Raw genomic sequence first — 13,191 nt, 5'->3', positions numbered from 1 at the left:
GCTCCGCCATGTTCCGCCACCCCCTGCTGATGGTCCTGCTGCTGGTGTGCCCCGCCCTGCCCCTGCAGGCGGCGGATGCTGCGCCCGGCCGCGGCCTGAAGGAAATCCCGGATCCCGAACTGAACCTGATGCGGGGCCGCTACACCGTGGGCGGCAATACCGTGGCCTGGTTCGGGGTGACGATGGTCTCGCAGTGGCAGGCCGGCAACGGAACGGTGCTGCAGGGGGCGTTGACCCTGGGCATGGACTTCCGTGGCGGCGGCAGCCCGAAACTGAGCTTCCAGCCCAGCGTGCACGTGACCGCCGCAGATGCGCCGCTGCCGGAGACGCAGGGGCGCCACATCGACAGCAGTGGCCTGGCCAATGCCAGCGGCCTGGTGCAGAGCGTGCAGGTGGCCGGCGATGGCAACGTCGCCCGCAATGCGACCACGCTGGTGGTCCGCAATGGCGCGGTGCCGGCCCTGTCGGGTGACGGTGCGCATTCGCTCAGTGCGCAGGATGCAGGCCTCTCGGCCTCTGCGGTGCTGGACGGCAACCAGGCACGCCTGCTGTTGCAGGTGGATGGCCAGGGCCTGGTCCAGCAATGGATACGCAACGGCAGCGTCGGCCAGGGCATCGCCCTGAACGGTGACGGCCAGATCGCCAGCAACCAGCTGCGGCTGGAGCTGGTGCGGGATACCGCGGGCGGCAACCTGCCGTTGAGCCAGAACGTGGCCCAGGCGATTGCGATGAACCGCGGCATGGGGCCGGGCCGGTAGCACCACGGCACGGCGTTGGGGGAAGCGTTCCACAACGCAGGACACGAACATGCACACCCTGATGAGGATCACCCCGTTGGCGCTGGCGGCGCTGGCGGGCACCGCCTTCGCCGCGCCACCCGCGGCGGACGATGGCGCCGACGTGCAGGCACTGGCCAACCAGCTGGAGCAGCTGAAATCCAACTACGCACAGGAAGTGCGGCGACTACGCGAACTGGACATGCAGGTGCAGGCCATGCAGGCGCGGCTGAGTGGGAAGATTGGCCCGATGGCCCCATCTACGGCTACGGCTACGGCAGTCGAGCATGGCTCGACTCTACAATCTTCGCCGGGTGGCGAGGGCTACGCCAGTACCGCCGCCGAGGCGCAGCAGGCGAAGCAGGAATCGCGGCGCAGCGTGGATGACGTGAAGCAGCAGCAATCGGCGCTGTTCTCGCGCCGCTTCACCGTCGAGAACAGCCTCACCTACGCCCGTTACGACCGCAAGCAGCTCACCCTCAATGGCTTCCTCGCACTGGATGCGATCTTCCTCGGCAACATCGCCATCGAGAACGTCGAATCCGATTCGCTCACCTACAATCTGGCCGCCCGCTGGGGCGTCAGCCCGAACCTGACCCTCAATCTGGACGTGCCCTACCTGGCGCGGCGCACCGTCTACCAGAAGGGTGGCGCCGGCGGTGCGGCGGCCGCGATCGCGCAGGAAGAAACCAATGGCAACGGCCTGGGCGATATTGGCCTGAGCGCGAATTACCGCTTGTTCGGCGAGCGCGGTTGGCGCCCGGAGACCGTGCTCACCGCCGGCGTGACCGCTCCCACCGGGCGCGCACCTTACGGCCTGGACTGGAAGGTGATCGAACGCGACGACGATGACTACATCCGCTTCGCCGTGCCCAAGGAGCAACCCACCGGCAATGGCGTGTGGCAGGCCAACGTGGGCCTGTCGATGGTCAAGACCGCCGATCCGGCGATCCTGTTCGCCAACCTGGGCTACGTGCATTCGTTCCCGCGTGGCTTCAGTGACATCGACAGCAACCCCGACACGGTCAACCCGGGTGACGTGAAGCTGGGCGGCTCGGTCTACTTCGGCGCCGGCGTGGCCTTTGCGTTCAACGAGCGCACCAGCCTCAGCCTGTCCTTCAGCGACCGCATCAGCGCCCGCGCCTCCACCCGTTTCCAGGGCGGCAAGTGGATGAAGGTGATCGGCAGCGACGCCAACGCGGCGTCACTGAATCTGGGCGTGACCTATGCGCTCAACCAGCACACCACGCTGGTCACCCTGCTCGGTATCGGGCTGACCCCGGATGCACCGGACTTCACCCTGGCATTCAAGATTCCGTACATGCTCTGACCCGCCCGATCCGGCGACGACGTGGCCGCTGCCCGTCGTCGCCCAATCGCGGCACCCCTGTGCAGGCCCTGTGTGTGCTCCCGGGCAACCCGCCAGCGCTGGCGATGACGGCGTTGATCATCAGTTCCGCCGTATTCACGCCGCACCTTCACGGTGATCCGCCCGCATTCTCCGTCGATTCCGCCAATCCGGCGGCGACGCCATTTCCTACTCTGGCCCCACGGTGAAGCCCAGGCCGCTGCAGGCAACGCACCGTGAGACTGGATACCACGCACTTCCACCCTTTCGCAGGAGCAGGACATGGCATTTCCAACCGCGGTAAACGACCAGATCACCGATTCGGTCACCCAGGCCAACACCAAGGTGCTGGGCGACGCGCCCGCCGTGGCGGTGGGCAATCTCTACCAGGCCACCGCACAGGCGCTGGCCAATGCCGCCCACAACGCCACCAACGCGCAGCAGCAGTCCTACGTGACCGCGCAGTCGGCCACCACCATGGGCGTGGCCACGCTGTACTCGATCGATACCGCCACCACAGCGGTAGCGAGCAAGGAGATCCTCAGCACCCGCGTCCGCGGCCTGGGTTCCTGATCCGTCGTTCCGTAGCTGACCCGCCAACCCCAAGGAGATCGATATGGCATTCCCGACCGCTGTAAACGACCAGATCACCGATTCAGTCACCCAGGCCAACACCAAGGTGCTGGGCGACGCGCCCGCCGTGGCCATGGGCAATCTGTACCAGGCCACTGCACAGGCGCTGGCCAACGCCGCCCACAACGCCACCAATGCACAGCAGCAGTCCTATGTGACGGCGCAGGCGGCCACCACCATGGGCGTGGCCACGCTGTACTCGATCGACACCGCCACCACCGGCGTGGCCACCAAGCAGATCCTCGGCGCGTGATGCGCCGGCAGGCAAGGAGCTGAGCCATGGCATTTCCCACGGCCGTCAACGACCAGATCACCGACTCGGTCAGCCAGGCCAACCTGCAGGTGCTGGGCGTGGCGCCTGCCACGGCAATGGGCACGCTGTACCAGGCCACCGCGCAGGCGCTGGCCAATGCCGCCCACAACGCGACGCTCGCCCAGCAGCAGATGTATGTCACGGCCCAGGCCGCGACCACGATGGGCGTTGCGCTGCTCTACGCCGTCGATACCGGCGCCACCGGCGCCGCCACCCGGAAGATTCTCGGCTGAATCCATTGAGTGCCGGCAATCTCCGATCCTGTAGTGCTGTCCATCCTAGGAGCTTCCACCATGGCATTTCCCACCGCCGTCAACAGCCAGATCACCGATTCGGTCTCGCAGGTCAACACCAAGGTGCTTGGTGATGCGCCGGCCATCGCAATGGGCAACCTGTTCGTGGCCACCAGCCAGGCGCTGTCCAACGCCGCGCACAACGCCACCAACAACCAGCAGCAGTCCTACGTGACCATGCAGGCGTCGACCACCCAGGGGGTGTCCACGCTGTATGCGATCGACACCGCCTCCAACGGCGTGGCCACCCGCGAAATCCTGGGCCTGCGCTGACGTGTCGGCCCGGCGTGACGCCAACCACCGCGCCCCCGCTCAGGGCGGCGTCACGTCGGGCCCCTGATCGATGGCCGCATCGCCCGCCACCGGCTACCTGCTGGCTGCAACCAGTACCGGTTCCGGGCTGGCGATCGCCCTCGCCCCCTCGTTCGCGATGTCCGCCACCTACCTGGCGATGGCCGACAGCCTAGGCCTGGCCATGCAGAACGCGGTGGCCAACCAGCAACGCGGCCAGGTGACCGCCGGCGCAAGCCTGGCCCAGGTCCTGGCCCTGATCATCCAGAAGGGAGCCGTTCCGTCATGAGCAGTGAGAACACCGTCAACAGCCAGATCGTCGACAGCGTCAGTGCTGCATCGACCCTGCTGGTGGCCCAGGGGCCGGCGCAGTCCTTCAGCATGCTGGACATGGTGATGCTGGAGACGCTGGGCACGGCCATGCACAACGCCGTCGCGCGCCAGCAGGGTGCGGGCATGGTCAGCAACGCAGCGGTGACCGCCACCTGCGCGAAGATGATCAATGCCCCCTGGCCGGTGCCGCCGCCCGCGCCGGAACCCCCTCCGCCGCCACCGCCGCAGGTCATCCCCCTGCCCGGCCCGGTGCCGGCGCCGCCTTCGCCTGCGGCAGTGATCGCCGCGGCCACCGCAGAAGGAAAGACCGCCATCAGCGTCCTGCAGGCACAGACCCACGGTGCCACTGCCGACGCTGCGGCCGCTACCAGCAGCCTGCATGCGCTCGAAACGCTCGCAGGCAATGCGGCAGCGCCCGCGCCCGGTCCTGCGCCCGACCCCACGCCCGGTCCGGATCCGGCCGCAGGTCCCGCCCAGGATCCCGCGCCAGACTCCGCCTCCCCTTCCCCGGCAGACGACCCTGACGCCGGGGCCTGACACCGCGCAGGCCGCCTGCGGCCCCGCCCGCCCATCAAGGAGCCCGTATGGACCCGAGCAACGTCAACGCCCAGGTCATCGATGTGATCAACCAGGTGCAGACGGCCACCATGTCCGCGACCGTGGTGAAGACCAGTGGCGCCGGCAAGGCCTACCAGTCGGTGGCCCAGTCTGCGGCGATCGCCGTGCAGGATGCCGCCGACGCCCTGCGCAATGTCTCAACCATCGCGACCACCGCAGCCGGCGTGGCCATGGCCCAGTACCTGGCGACGGGGGACGAAAAGTATGCGAGGGTGCTCACGCAGGCGCAGACCATGATGCAGGGGGCCACCGACGACTTCACCCGGGTCGGCAGTGCCGCTGCGACCGTCCTCAAGGATTTTCCGGCCCAGTGAGGCCGCCAGGAGAGCCACGCATGAGCGTTTTCATTGCCGGTCGTTCCATCCCCCAGGCCAACCTGATCAGTCAATCCTGCAGGCATGTCCTTCAGTTCATCGACGGCGGCGAGCACTGGCTGAAGTGGGCCATGGAATCACATGAGCACCGTTACGCCTTCGCCGACGAGGGCGCGATGCTTGATGGTGTGCAGCAGGGCCTGCATGGTTCACGCATGACCTGGTTGCCGCGCATCGGCCTGCAGATCGGCCCGATCAAGCTGCTCAGCCTCGGTAGCAGCGATCTCAGTGCTTTGCGCCACATGGAGTTTGACGAAGAGACACGCCTGTCGCACAGCGAGGCACAGGGCGTACTGGCAAGGCACCGGCTGCTGACCAATACCGAACTCGGTGCGTTCCGGCCCTTCCTGGCCTCGATCGGCGCAGCCGATGCGCCCCTGCTGCAGCAGCTGGATTTCCGTGAATCGGTGGCGCTCCACCACCTGGCCGGTGAGGTGGGAATGTCCAGCGCAGGGCGCGATGATCTGGCCGACGCCGCCCGCTTCGCGCTGCTGCACGCGCGCCGGCCCATCGAGTTCGCCGACTATTTCCGTTTCTACCAGCACGTGAGCGCAGGAGGCGGAAGCAGCGAGCAACGAATGAGTCGTGCCACCCGCGCGTTGCAACAGCTGCTGCCTATGCTGTTCGACTTCCTGGACGGGCCGCAGCTGCCACAGCTGCCGTCGCCGGAGCAGGTGCGCGAGGCGATTGCCGCAAGCCTGGCCGCGAGTCGGCAGATCGGTTATGCACGCATCTCACTGGCCGCCCAGCAGATGGCATTGTGCTTCGACAACAGCCCCGACCTGCTGCGGGATGACCACGGCCTGCGCGAAGCCGCGCAGTGGCAGCTGCGCGATGCGCAGGAATTCCTCAACGAACACCCGGTCTCCCGTGGCCAGCTCGGGCAGGATGGTGCCAGCGTGCAGTTCGCGGTCGATGGCTCCAGAGGGCAGGCGCTGATACAGGTGGAGGACAATGTGATCACCCTGCAGGACTACCGCCGCTCCCGTCACTACCTGGGCGATGAAGCGCAGGTGGGCTACCAGGCGGGTACGGTGTGAACCCGCCTCCAGCGCCGGGAAGCGATGGCGTGCAGGCAGCAACGGAGGCGCTCGCCTCGGCAGCCGGCGCGGCCGTTGCTGCCGGACGCCTGGCGGCCCGGCAACAGGCGCAGAAGATCCTGGCCGATGCCCAGGCGGCATTGCGCCATATCCTGGGGGAACGTGACGACGGTGTTCCCCCCTCATCCCCAGCAGGAGCACCGACGATGACCTTCCCGACCCCGCTTCCCGGCATGCCCACCCCCGCCTATCCGGCGGGAAAAACCCCGATGGAGATCGCCCAGGAACTCGCGGACGCCGCCATGGCCGCCAGTGAAAAGGGCATCTGCGCCGCGATGGAGGTTTCGCAACGCGCGGTCGAGGCCGCCAACCAGGCTGCCCGCCGTGCGGACGAAGCCGCCGAACTGGCCGTCCAGCGCGCTGCTGAAGCCAACGCGCGCTAACGCCTGGCCTGCCACCCCAACGCCCCGGGCAGGCCCGCGCCTGCACCGGGGCGATTTTTTTACTGGTCCGCCGTTCGCCGGTAGCTGCGCGGGCTGACCCCCACCGCACGCCGGAAGCTCTTTTCGAAGTGGCTCAGGTCACCGAAGCCAACCTGCAGTGCGACATCGGTAATGCGCAGGCGTTGCCCATCGCGCAGCAGCCGCTTGGCATGCTCGATGCGCAGTTGCTGCAGCAGCAGCTTGAAGGTCGTGCCCAGCTCGCTGCGGAACAGGAAGCCGAGGTGCGACTGGCTCACATGGGCCTGGCGAGCGAGGTCGCCCAGGGTGAGCGGCTCCGCAGCATGGTCCTTCAGATAGGCCAGGGCGCGTTTCAGGCCGTCATGCAGGCCTTCATGTGCCACTGCCGCCGCCGCAGTGGTGACATCGCGCCCGGCGTCGTGCGTTTCCAGCGTGTCCATGCCGGCCTCGGCCCCTTCGTCAGCGTAGAAGGAATCATCGGCGGCCATCAACCCGGGGGCATGCCGCAGCACATCCTCACGGCGGATGCTCCGGCCGCCGGTCATCACTGCCAGGCGAACCACCACACGCTCCATCTCCAGGAGGTTGCCCGGCCAATCATGGCTGCGCAGCGTCTGCAGTACGTCCTCGCTGATTACCTGCGGATTGAAGCCGTGCATCTGCAGCGAGCGCGCAACCAGTGCGCCGATGTCCTCGGTTCGCTCGCGCAGCGGCGGAACATCCACTGTCAGGAACTCGAGGCCAGCCAGCAGCGCCCGCGAGAACAACCGGTCGCGCACGCGCTGCTCCAGATCGGCGCTGGTGGACGCGATCACCCGGATGGCCTGTGCCGCACCCGCTTCGCCCGATGCAGGCTGCAGGCCACGGATGCAATGCGAGAGCTGCCCCTGCAGCGCCACCGGCAACTCGTCGACTTCGTGGAAGTACAGGGTGCCGCCACGCGCGTGACGGAACCAGTCCGAGGGTTCCTCCTGGGGATGGGCGCAGTTCACCTCGATGAAGGGCCCCCGCCGCAGCGGACTGCCGCTGTGCAGTGCGGCGGCCAGTTCCATCTTCTCGGTACCGAACTCGCCGCGCAGCAGCACCGGCAGTGAACTGGCGGCAGCGCGCTCGATGAATTCCTCCAGCCGCTTCAGCGCATCGCAGGTACCCACCAGCAGCAACGGCCGGCTCAGCGCCTGCTCGGCCCACGCCTGTGCTTCGTATCGCTTGATCAGGTGCGCGCAGCGATGCGCGAATGCTTCACCCAGTGCCAGCGCACTGCTGTCCAGCCGCCCCGCCTGCGTTTCCAGCTGCAGCTCGCCCAGCACTTCACCGGCATAGCGGATCGGCAGACGCTGGCTGGCGCCGGTTCCTTGGTCCGCGTCCGCCACCGGGGTCCCGTCCGGATGGCCTGCACCGGAACCGCGCAGATGGACGCGGCCGCCTCGCACTGCATGGTGTTGCGAAAACTCCTTCACGAACGCGCCCAACAGGTCGGGCAAGGACCGGTGGGGTCGATAGGCGCGCTGCAACATCTCACTGACTTGCCTGTGCATTGAAACTCCCCTTTCGAATGGCAACCCGCTGCCGTTGCAGCGGGCGATCGCGCAATGGGTACCGTGCGGCTTCACTGCGTGATGCTGCGACGCCTCCGCCGCGCCTCGCGCCAGCCACAGCACACGCAGGTGAACGTGCACACTGTCCGCCCCCATGCCCCCAGGGGGTTGCCGTCGGTAGGTCGACGATGCGGACGTCGGACGGATCCCGGTTCCCCGCGCGCAGACACGCGCATTCGCCTCCGGGATTATCGAAAGCGAGTTTCATGAAAATCGTGATGATAATCACGTGAATATCCGGGATTATCTTTCCCTGCGATGCAGCGCAGGGCGTGGTGAACTGCATCTGCTGCGCGCAACCTGCCCTTCGCCGATCTGCGGCATGATGGGCGCCTTGCCATGATCGGGAACCTGCCATGCCATTGGGATTCATCGGCCTGGGCGTGATGGGCACGCCGATGGCGGGCCACCTCGCGCGGGCCGGGCACACCGTGCTGGGCTGGTCCCGCTCCGGTCGCAACCACGAAGCGGCACGCATCGCCGGCGTACAGCCCGTCACGCAACTGCAGGATGTGTTCTCTGCATGCCGCACCCTCGTTCTCATGCTGGCCAACGACGAGGCCATCGACAGCGTGCTGGGGCGGAACACGGCGACCTTCCCTGCCCGCGTTCACGGCCGCCTGGTGATCAACATGGGCACCAGCTCGGCGGCGTATTCGCAGGCGCTGGGCGAACAGATCCGCGTGGCGGGTGGACGTTACGTGGAGGCACCGGTCTCCGGCTCGCGGGTGCAGGCGGAATCGGCGCAACTGGTCATCATGCTGGCCGGCGAGGATGCCGACGTTGCGGAGGCCTCGCCCCTGCTTGCGCCGCTGGGCCGGCAATGCATTGCGTGCGGCCAGGTGCCAGCGGCGTTGCGCATGAAACTGGCGGTCAACCTGTACCTGATCACGCTGGTCACCGCACTGGGCGAGGCCGTGCACTTCGCTGAGATCCACGGCATTTCCCTGGCGCGCTTCGCCGAAGTGCTCAACGCCGGGCCGATGGCCAGCGAGGTATCGCGGATCAAGCTCGACAAGATGATCGGCGAGGACTTCGCCGTCCAGGCCTCGATCACCGATGTCCTGAAGAACAGCGGCCTGGTAGCCGATGCCGCGCGGGAGGCGGGCATGCACGCCCCCCTGATCGAGGCCAGCGATGCACTGTTCGCGCGGGCGCAGCAGATGGGGCTGGGCGGGCTGGACATGGCGGCTGTACTGCAGGCGATCCGGGGCTGCCCGCCGGCCACCGGCGGGGCCTGATCCGGATTCATCTTCCGGCACCACAGTGGTCCCTGCCCGCTGCTATATTCAGTCCAGCTCGGCAGGCATGGTGCCTGCCCTCGAATCACAGGGAGTTGGACATGGGTCTGGTACAGGCGGTGAAGGGTGCGGTCGGTGGTGTGCTGGCCGACCAGTGGAAGGACTTCTACACCGTGCCGACAGGCCTGCCCTCGACGGCGGCCCTGTTCGCGGCGGTGCCGCAGGGCACCAACGCCGGCCGCGGCTCCAACACCAGCGGCTCGTCCAACATCATCACCAACGGCTCGAAGATCATCGTGCCGGAGGGCTACGGCCTGCTGCTGTTCCAGGACGGCGCGATCACCGCATTCGTCGCCGAACCGGGTGGCTACGAGTGGCGCTCGGACGATCTGAACTCGCAGTCGATCTTCGCCGGTGACGGCCTGGTCAGCACCTTCATCAAGCAGAGCTGGGAGCGCTTCAAGTTCGGCGGCCAACCGGGCTCGCAGCAGGCGGCCTACTTCGTCTCGCTGAAGGAGCTGCCGGACAACCGCTTCGGTACCCAGTCGGAAATCTACTGGGACGACGGCTTCCTCAACACCCAGGTGGGTGCGGTCACGCGTGGTTCGTACACGCTGAAGATCGTCGACCCGATCCTGTTCGTGAAGAACTTCGTGCCGGCCAGCTATCTGCGTCCTGGCCAGGTGTTCGACTTCACCGACCTGGACAACGCCGCCGCCAGCCAGCTGTTCAATGAAGTGGTCGGTTCGCTGGCCCCGGCCTTCAGCCTGTATACGAACGACCCGGGCAAGGGCAACCGCATCACCAAGCTGCAGCAGGACTCGCTGGGCTTCGCGCAGAGCCTGTCGGCCGCCGTCGAACAGGGTTACCAGTGGAAGTCGGACCGTGGCCTGGCCATCGTCAAGACCGCCATCGTCTCGATCGAGTACGACGCCAATACCCGCGAACTGCTGAAGACCGTGCAGCGCGCCGATGCGCTGTCGGGTTCGCGCGGCAATTCCAACCTGCAGGCCAGTGTCGCCCAGGGCATCCAGTCGGCCGGCGAGAACGGCGGAGCGGCTGGCCTGGTCGGCGTCGGCATGGCCTCTGGCATGTTCGGTGTGGGTGGCATGCAGCAGCCGGTCACCCCGGCCGCGGATGACCCGGTGGCCAAGCTGAAGAAGGCCAAGGAAATGCTGGACCTGGGCCTGATCACCCAGGGCGACTATGACGCCCTGAAAGCCAAGGCACTGGGCCTGTAACAGCAGGACGCACAACGAACATGTCCGATCCCCGAAACGGCCCACCGCCGCTGCCCGGATCCGCGCCCGCGACGCCGCCGCCCTTGCCGGCGGCGTCGTTGGATGGGCCCGGTTCGCCGCAGGACGTCCCTCCCCTGCCCGGCAGCTTCCCGCTGGATACCTCGAAACTGCCGCAGGCCATCCGTGATGAAGTGGAAGCGCCCGATCCTGTGGCCATCGATACGTCGGCCAGCGAGCTGAAGGACGGCCTCAACCGCTGCCCGAAGTGCGGCGCCACCGACATCCGGCCCAAGGCCGGTACCGACATCCTGGTCTGCCTGTATTGCCGTCACGAATGGCATGGCGCACGCGTGGAGGAGGAATTCGGGCTGGGTGAGGCCATCGACCAGCTGCGTGGCACGGTCATCGCCTCCGGCGCACGCGACATCGACGCCGACACCTCGGCACTGATGACGTTCAAGTGCACCGGCTGCGGCGCCGAAGTCACGGTCAACACCGAGAGTACGATGACGGCGCGCTGCCACTGGTGCCGCCATGTATTCGGCGTCAACGAGCAGATCGCCAACGGCGCGGTGCCCGATGCGGTGCTGCCCTTCCATATCAGGAAGGACGATGCGGTCGCGCGCATCCGCCAGTTCGTCGACAAGCGCCGCATGTTCGCGCTGAAAGCGTTCAAGGACCAGTTCACCCCGGAAAACGTGGTGGGCGTGTTCCTGCCCTACATGATCGTCGACAGTAATGTCAGCGCGGCCGTGGCCGGCAAGGGCGAGATCAAGACGCGCGAGTACACCGTCGGCAGCGAGAAGAACAAGCGCACCCTGTACGACGCCGATGTCTACCAGATCGAACGCCAGGTGGATTTCACCGTCGATGACCTGCCGCTGGAATCCTCGGCAGAGCGCGGCAACCTGGATACCCGCGCCAACACCAACAACATCATCAACACCATCCTGCCGTTCGATACCAAGAACGCGGTGAAGTGGAACGCCTCGTACCTGGCCGGCTTCACCTCTGAGAAGCGCAACCTGGACGTGGAGAAGCTGCGGCCGCGGCTGGAAGACCAGCTGCTGTCGATCGCCCGCTCGCAGGTGGAAGGTTCGGTGAAGCGCTACAACCGTGGCGTGCGCTGGGAACAGGAACAGCTGGAGGTGCATGGCACCCGCTGGGTGTCGATGTACCTGCCGGTGTGGTTGTATTCGTACCACCAGCCCGGCAGGAACGGCGGCATGCTGCACTACATCGCGGTAAACGGCCGTACCGGCGAAACCATGGGCAGCGTGCCCGTGCAGCAATGGAAGATGCTGCTGGCGGCACTGGCCACCGGCACCGTCATTGAAGCCCTCGCAATTGCCTTCCTGGTGGCATCGACATGAGTGACGACAGTGGCCTCTGGCTGTTGGCGGCAGGCCCAGCCGGCGCAACCGCGCTGTACTGGGCGCTGTACCGCTATTACCGCAACACCGACAAATCGCATTCCTTCGAGCACGAGACCGAGATCGAGGCCAAGCCAGTCACCGGCTCGGACCAGCAGGTGGGCCGGGTTACCGGCACCGAGGAGAAGCGTATCCGCGGTGACAATGTGTACGAGTACCGGAAACGGGTGGTGCGGGTGAAGCCCGACCAGTAGTGCCAGGCCATGCCTGGCTGCGGGTAGTGCCGGCCGCTGGCCGGCATTCCCTCGGTCTCTGGACGTCAAAGGGAAGCCGGCCAGCGGCCGGCACTACCCTCAGCCCGCCTGCCCCAGCCGCACCTTCAGCTGCTGGATCTCCTGCTCGCTGACCCCGATCGACTTCAGGTACCCTTCCGCACCACCGTACTGGCTGTGCAGCGCCGCCAGGAACTGTTCCATGTTGTCCGGTGCGGTACCGGACATGCCAGCCACTTTGCGGGCGATCTCGGGGTTCTGCTTGATCAGCGCCATGATCTGCGCGTTCATCGCGCTGTCCTTCGGCTGCCCTTCCAGGTAATGCGCGGAGATCGCGTAGTTATGCACGATCTCGGCCTTCGGCACGCCCGCCAGGTCCAGCAGCAGGCCGGCGATGATGCCGGTGCGGTCCTTGCCGGCCGTGCAATGGAACAGCACGGCGCCATCCTGCTGCGCGGCGATGCGCTGGAACACTTGCTTGAACTGCGGCTGGCTGTGGCCCAGCCACTGCACGTAGGCTTCGCCCAGCGAATCGGGGAAGCTGCTCATCATCTTCTGCAGGTCCATCTTCTCGGTGCCCATCAGCGAGATGCGCTGGTAGTCGAAGCGATCATCCCTGGCCAGCAGGTCCGGCGACTGTGCTTCCTCATCGGCGGTGCGCAGGTCGATGTCCAGCTTCACGCCTGCAGCGGCCAGGGCATCACGGTCGGCATCGGTGAGGCGGCCGAGGTCGGCTGTGCGCACGAACGCATCGGCCGGAATCGGACCGTGGCGGCCCTGCAGGCCTGCGAAGGTACGCACGTTCCAGGCCCCCTGCAGCGGGATCACCCGCTGCGCATCGGCAGCCACCGGCGTCACGTTGGCTACGGCCGTCGGCTTCGCGGCGACGGCCTGCGGTGCATCGGCCGCAACGGCGGTCACTGCCAGCGGCAGGCTGAGCATCAGGGCCAGGGCAAGTTCGGTAGAGCGGTGCTTCATGAGGTTCT

17 protein-coding genes are annotated in these 13,191 nt (G+C 66.8%); 15 read left to right on the top strand and 2 right to left on the bottom strand.

Annotation, left to right across the window (positions count from 1 at the left end):
* The first annotated feature begins 8 nt into the window (after positions 1 to 8).
* From ACXI0D_RS18115 to ACXI0D_RS18065, 11 genes are all read left to right on the top strand, one after another.
* Complete coding sequence (locus ACXI0D_RS18115) at positions 9 to 758, top strand: hypothetical protein (RefSeq protein ID WP_049445064.1); 750 nt, start codon at positions 9 to 11, stop codon at positions 756 to 758.
* A 49-nt stretch (positions 759 to 807) separates the two neighbouring features.
* On the top strand, positions 808 to 2,106 hold the full coding sequence (locus tag ACXI0D_RS18110; RefSeq protein ID WP_479642900.1) for a transporter: 1,299 nt from the start codon (positions 808 to 810) through the stop codon (positions 2,104 to 2,106).
* 300 nt (positions 2,107 to 2,406) lie between these two features.
* Positions 2,407 to 2,697: a RebB family R body protein gene (locus tag ACXI0D_RS18105; RefSeq protein ID WP_005416648.1), complete on the top strand. Its 291-nt coding sequence runs from the start codon at positions 2,407 to 2,409 to the stop codon at positions 2,695 to 2,697.
* 43 nt (positions 2,698 to 2,740) lie between these two features.
* On the top strand, positions 2,741 to 3,010 hold the full coding sequence (locus tag ACXI0D_RS18100) for a RebB family R body protein (RefSeq protein WP_005416649.1): 270 nt from the start codon (positions 2,741 to 2,743) through the stop codon (positions 3,008 to 3,010).
* 26 nt (positions 3,011 to 3,036) lie between these two features.
* On the top strand, positions 3,037 to 3,303 hold the full coding sequence (locus ACXI0D_RS18095) for a RebB family R body protein (RefSeq protein WP_006446865.1): 267 nt from the start codon (positions 3,037 to 3,039) through the stop codon (positions 3,301 to 3,303).
* Positions 3,304 to 3,363: 60 nt separating this feature from the next.
* Positions 3,364 to 3,636 carry a RebB family R body protein gene (locus ACXI0D_RS18090; RefSeq protein ID WP_005416651.1) on the top strand — a complete coding sequence of 91 codons (273 nt, stop codon included), beginning with the start codon at positions 3,364 to 3,366 and terminating at the stop codon, positions 3,634 to 3,636.
* 70 nt (positions 3,637 to 3,706) lie between these two features.
* Positions 3,707 to 3,943, top strand: a complete 237-nt coding sequence (locus ACXI0D_RS18085; protein ID WP_014037263.1) for a RebB family R body protein — start codon at positions 3,707 to 3,709, stop codon at positions 3,941 to 3,943.
* Complete coding sequence (locus ACXI0D_RS18080) at positions 3,940 to 4,524, top strand: RebB family R body protein (protein ID WP_014037264.1); 585 nt, start codon at positions 3,940 to 3,942, stop codon at positions 4,522 to 4,524. The genes ACXI0D_RS18085 and ACXI0D_RS18080 overlap by 4 nt, the downstream gene beginning before the upstream one ends.
* Positions 4,525 to 4,571: 47 nt before the next feature.
* Complete coding sequence (locus tag ACXI0D_RS18075; protein WP_014037265.1) at positions 4,572 to 4,919, top strand: hypothetical protein; 348 nt, start codon at positions 4,572 to 4,574, stop codon at positions 4,917 to 4,919.
* Positions 4,920 to 4,939: 20 nt separating this feature from the next.
* Positions 4,940 to 6,019, top strand: a complete 1,080-nt coding sequence (locus ACXI0D_RS18070) for a hypothetical protein (protein WP_479642899.1) — start codon at positions 4,940 to 4,942, stop codon at positions 6,017 to 6,019.
* A gap of 29 nt (positions 6,020 to 6,048) precedes the next feature.
* Positions 6,049 to 6,462 carry a hypothetical protein gene (locus ACXI0D_RS18065; RefSeq protein ID WP_259337381.1) on the top strand — a complete coding sequence of 138 codons (414 nt, stop codon included), beginning with the start codon at positions 6,049 to 6,051 and terminating at the stop codon, positions 6,460 to 6,462.
* 59 nt (positions 6,463 to 6,521) lie between these two features.
* On the opposite strand, the gene ACXI0D_RS18060 is transcribed toward ACXI0D_RS18065, so the two are convergent.
* A complete protein-coding gene (locus ACXI0D_RS18060) occupies positions 6,522 to 8,018 on the bottom strand; it encodes a helix-turn-helix domain-containing protein (protein WP_119006309.1) in 1,497 nt (498 codons plus the stop codon).
* Positions 8,019 to 8,434: 416 nt separating this feature from the next.
* Here ACXI0D_RS18060 and ACXI0D_RS18055 point away from each other — a divergent pair, with 416 nt between their 5' ends.
* The 4 genes from ACXI0D_RS18055 (at position 8,435) to ACXI0D_RS18040 (ending at position 12,187) form a co-directional block, all read left to right on the top strand.
* A complete protein-coding gene (locus ACXI0D_RS18055) occupies positions 8,435 to 9,319 on the top strand; it encodes an NAD(P)-dependent oxidoreductase (RefSeq protein ID WP_479642898.1) in 885 nt (294 codons plus the stop codon).
* Between the two features lie 101 nt (positions 9,320 to 9,420).
* Positions 9,421 to 10,560 carry an SPFH domain-containing protein gene (locus ACXI0D_RS18050; protein WP_014037270.1) on the top strand — a complete coding sequence of 380 codons (1,140 nt, stop codon included), beginning with the start codon at positions 9,421 to 9,423 and terminating at the stop codon, positions 10,558 to 10,560.
* Between the two features lie 20 nt (positions 10,561 to 10,580).
* Positions 10,581 to 11,933, top strand: a complete 1,353-nt coding sequence (locus tag ACXI0D_RS18045) for a TFIIB-type zinc ribbon-containing protein (RefSeq protein WP_458220030.1) — start codon at positions 10,581 to 10,583, stop codon at positions 11,931 to 11,933.
* Positions 11,930 to 12,187 (top strand): hypothetical protein, encoded by a 258-nt coding sequence (locus tag ACXI0D_RS18040; protein WP_049445043.1) that lies wholly within the window; start codon positions 11,930 to 11,932, stop codon positions 12,185 to 12,187. Before ACXI0D_RS18045 ends, ACXI0D_RS18040 begins: the two co-directional genes overlap by 4 nt.
* A 99-nt stretch (positions 12,188 to 12,286) precedes the next feature.
* On the opposite strand, the gene ACXI0D_RS18035 is transcribed toward ACXI0D_RS18040, so the two are convergent.
* On the bottom strand, positions 12,287 to 13,183 hold the full coding sequence (locus ACXI0D_RS18035) for a tyrosine-protein phosphatase (protein ID WP_479642897.1): 897 nt from the start codon (positions 13,181 to 13,183) through the stop codon (positions 12,287 to 12,289).
* Positions 13,184 to 13,191: the final 8 nt, after the last annotated feature.

This window comes from Stenotrophomonas sp. C9D9 (assembly GCF_056491205.1).
The sequence above is the reverse complement of the archived record's forward strand: the minus strand, read 5'-3'. Positions and strand labels throughout refer to the sequence as shown.

Bases quoted from the DNA above. Each gene is read 5' to 3' on its own strand.
- ACXI0D_RS18115 (WP_049445064.1), top strand. From the start codon at position 9: ATGTTCCGCCACCCCCTGCTGATGGTCCTGCTGCTGGTGTGCCCCGCC.
- ACXI0D_RS18110 (WP_479642900.1), top strand. From the start codon at position 808: ATGCACACCCTGATGAGGATCACCCCGTTGGCGCTGGCGGCGCTGGCG.
- ACXI0D_RS18105 (WP_005416648.1), top strand. From the start codon at position 2,407: ATGGCATTTCCAACCGCGGTAAACGACCAGATCACCGATTCGGTCACC.
- ACXI0D_RS18100 (WP_005416649.1), top strand. From the start codon at position 2,741: ATGGCATTCCCGACCGCTGTAAACGACCAGATCACCGATTCAGTCACC.
- ACXI0D_RS18095 (WP_006446865.1), top strand. From the start codon at position 3,037: ATGGCATTTCCCACGGCCGTCAACGACCAGATCACCGACTCGGTCAGC.
- ACXI0D_RS18090 (WP_005416651.1), top strand. From the start codon at position 3,364: ATGGCATTTCCCACCGCCGTCAACAGCCAGATCACCGATTCGGTCTCG.
- ACXI0D_RS18085 (WP_014037263.1), top strand. From the start codon at position 3,707: ATGGCCGCATCGCCCGCCACCGGCTACCTGCTGGCTGCAACCAGTACC.
- ACXI0D_RS18080 (WP_014037264.1), top strand. From the start codon at position 3,940: ATGAGCAGTGAGAACACCGTCAACAGCCAGATCGTCGACAGCGTCAGT.
- ACXI0D_RS18075 (WP_014037265.1), top strand. From the start codon at position 4,572: ATGGACCCGAGCAACGTCAACGCCCAGGTCATCGATGTGATCAACCAG.
- ACXI0D_RS18070 (WP_479642899.1), top strand. From the start codon at position 4,940: ATGAGCGTTTTCATTGCCGGTCGTTCCATCCCCCAGGCCAACCTGATC.
- ACXI0D_RS18060 (WP_119006309.1), bottom strand. From the start codon at position 8,018: ATGCACAGGCAAGTCAGTGAGATGTTGCAGCGCGCCTATCGACCCCAC.
- ACXI0D_RS18055 (WP_479642898.1), top strand. From the start codon at position 8,435: ATGCCATTGGGATTCATCGGCCTGGGCGTGATGGGCACGCCGATGGCG.
- ACXI0D_RS18050 (WP_014037270.1), top strand. From the start codon at position 9,421: ATGGGTCTGGTACAGGCGGTGAAGGGTGCGGTCGGTGGTGTGCTGGCC.
- ACXI0D_RS18045 (WP_458220030.1), top strand. From the start codon at position 10,581: ATGTCCGATCCCCGAAACGGCCCACCGCCGCTGCCCGGATCCGCGCCC.
- ACXI0D_RS18040 (WP_049445043.1), top strand. From the start codon at position 11,930: ATGAGTGACGACAGTGGCCTCTGGCTGTTGGCGGCAGGCCCAGCCGGC.
- ACXI0D_RS18035 (WP_479642897.1), bottom strand. From the start codon at position 13,183: ATGAAGCACCGCTCTACCGAACTTGCCCTGGCCCTGATGCTCAGCCTG.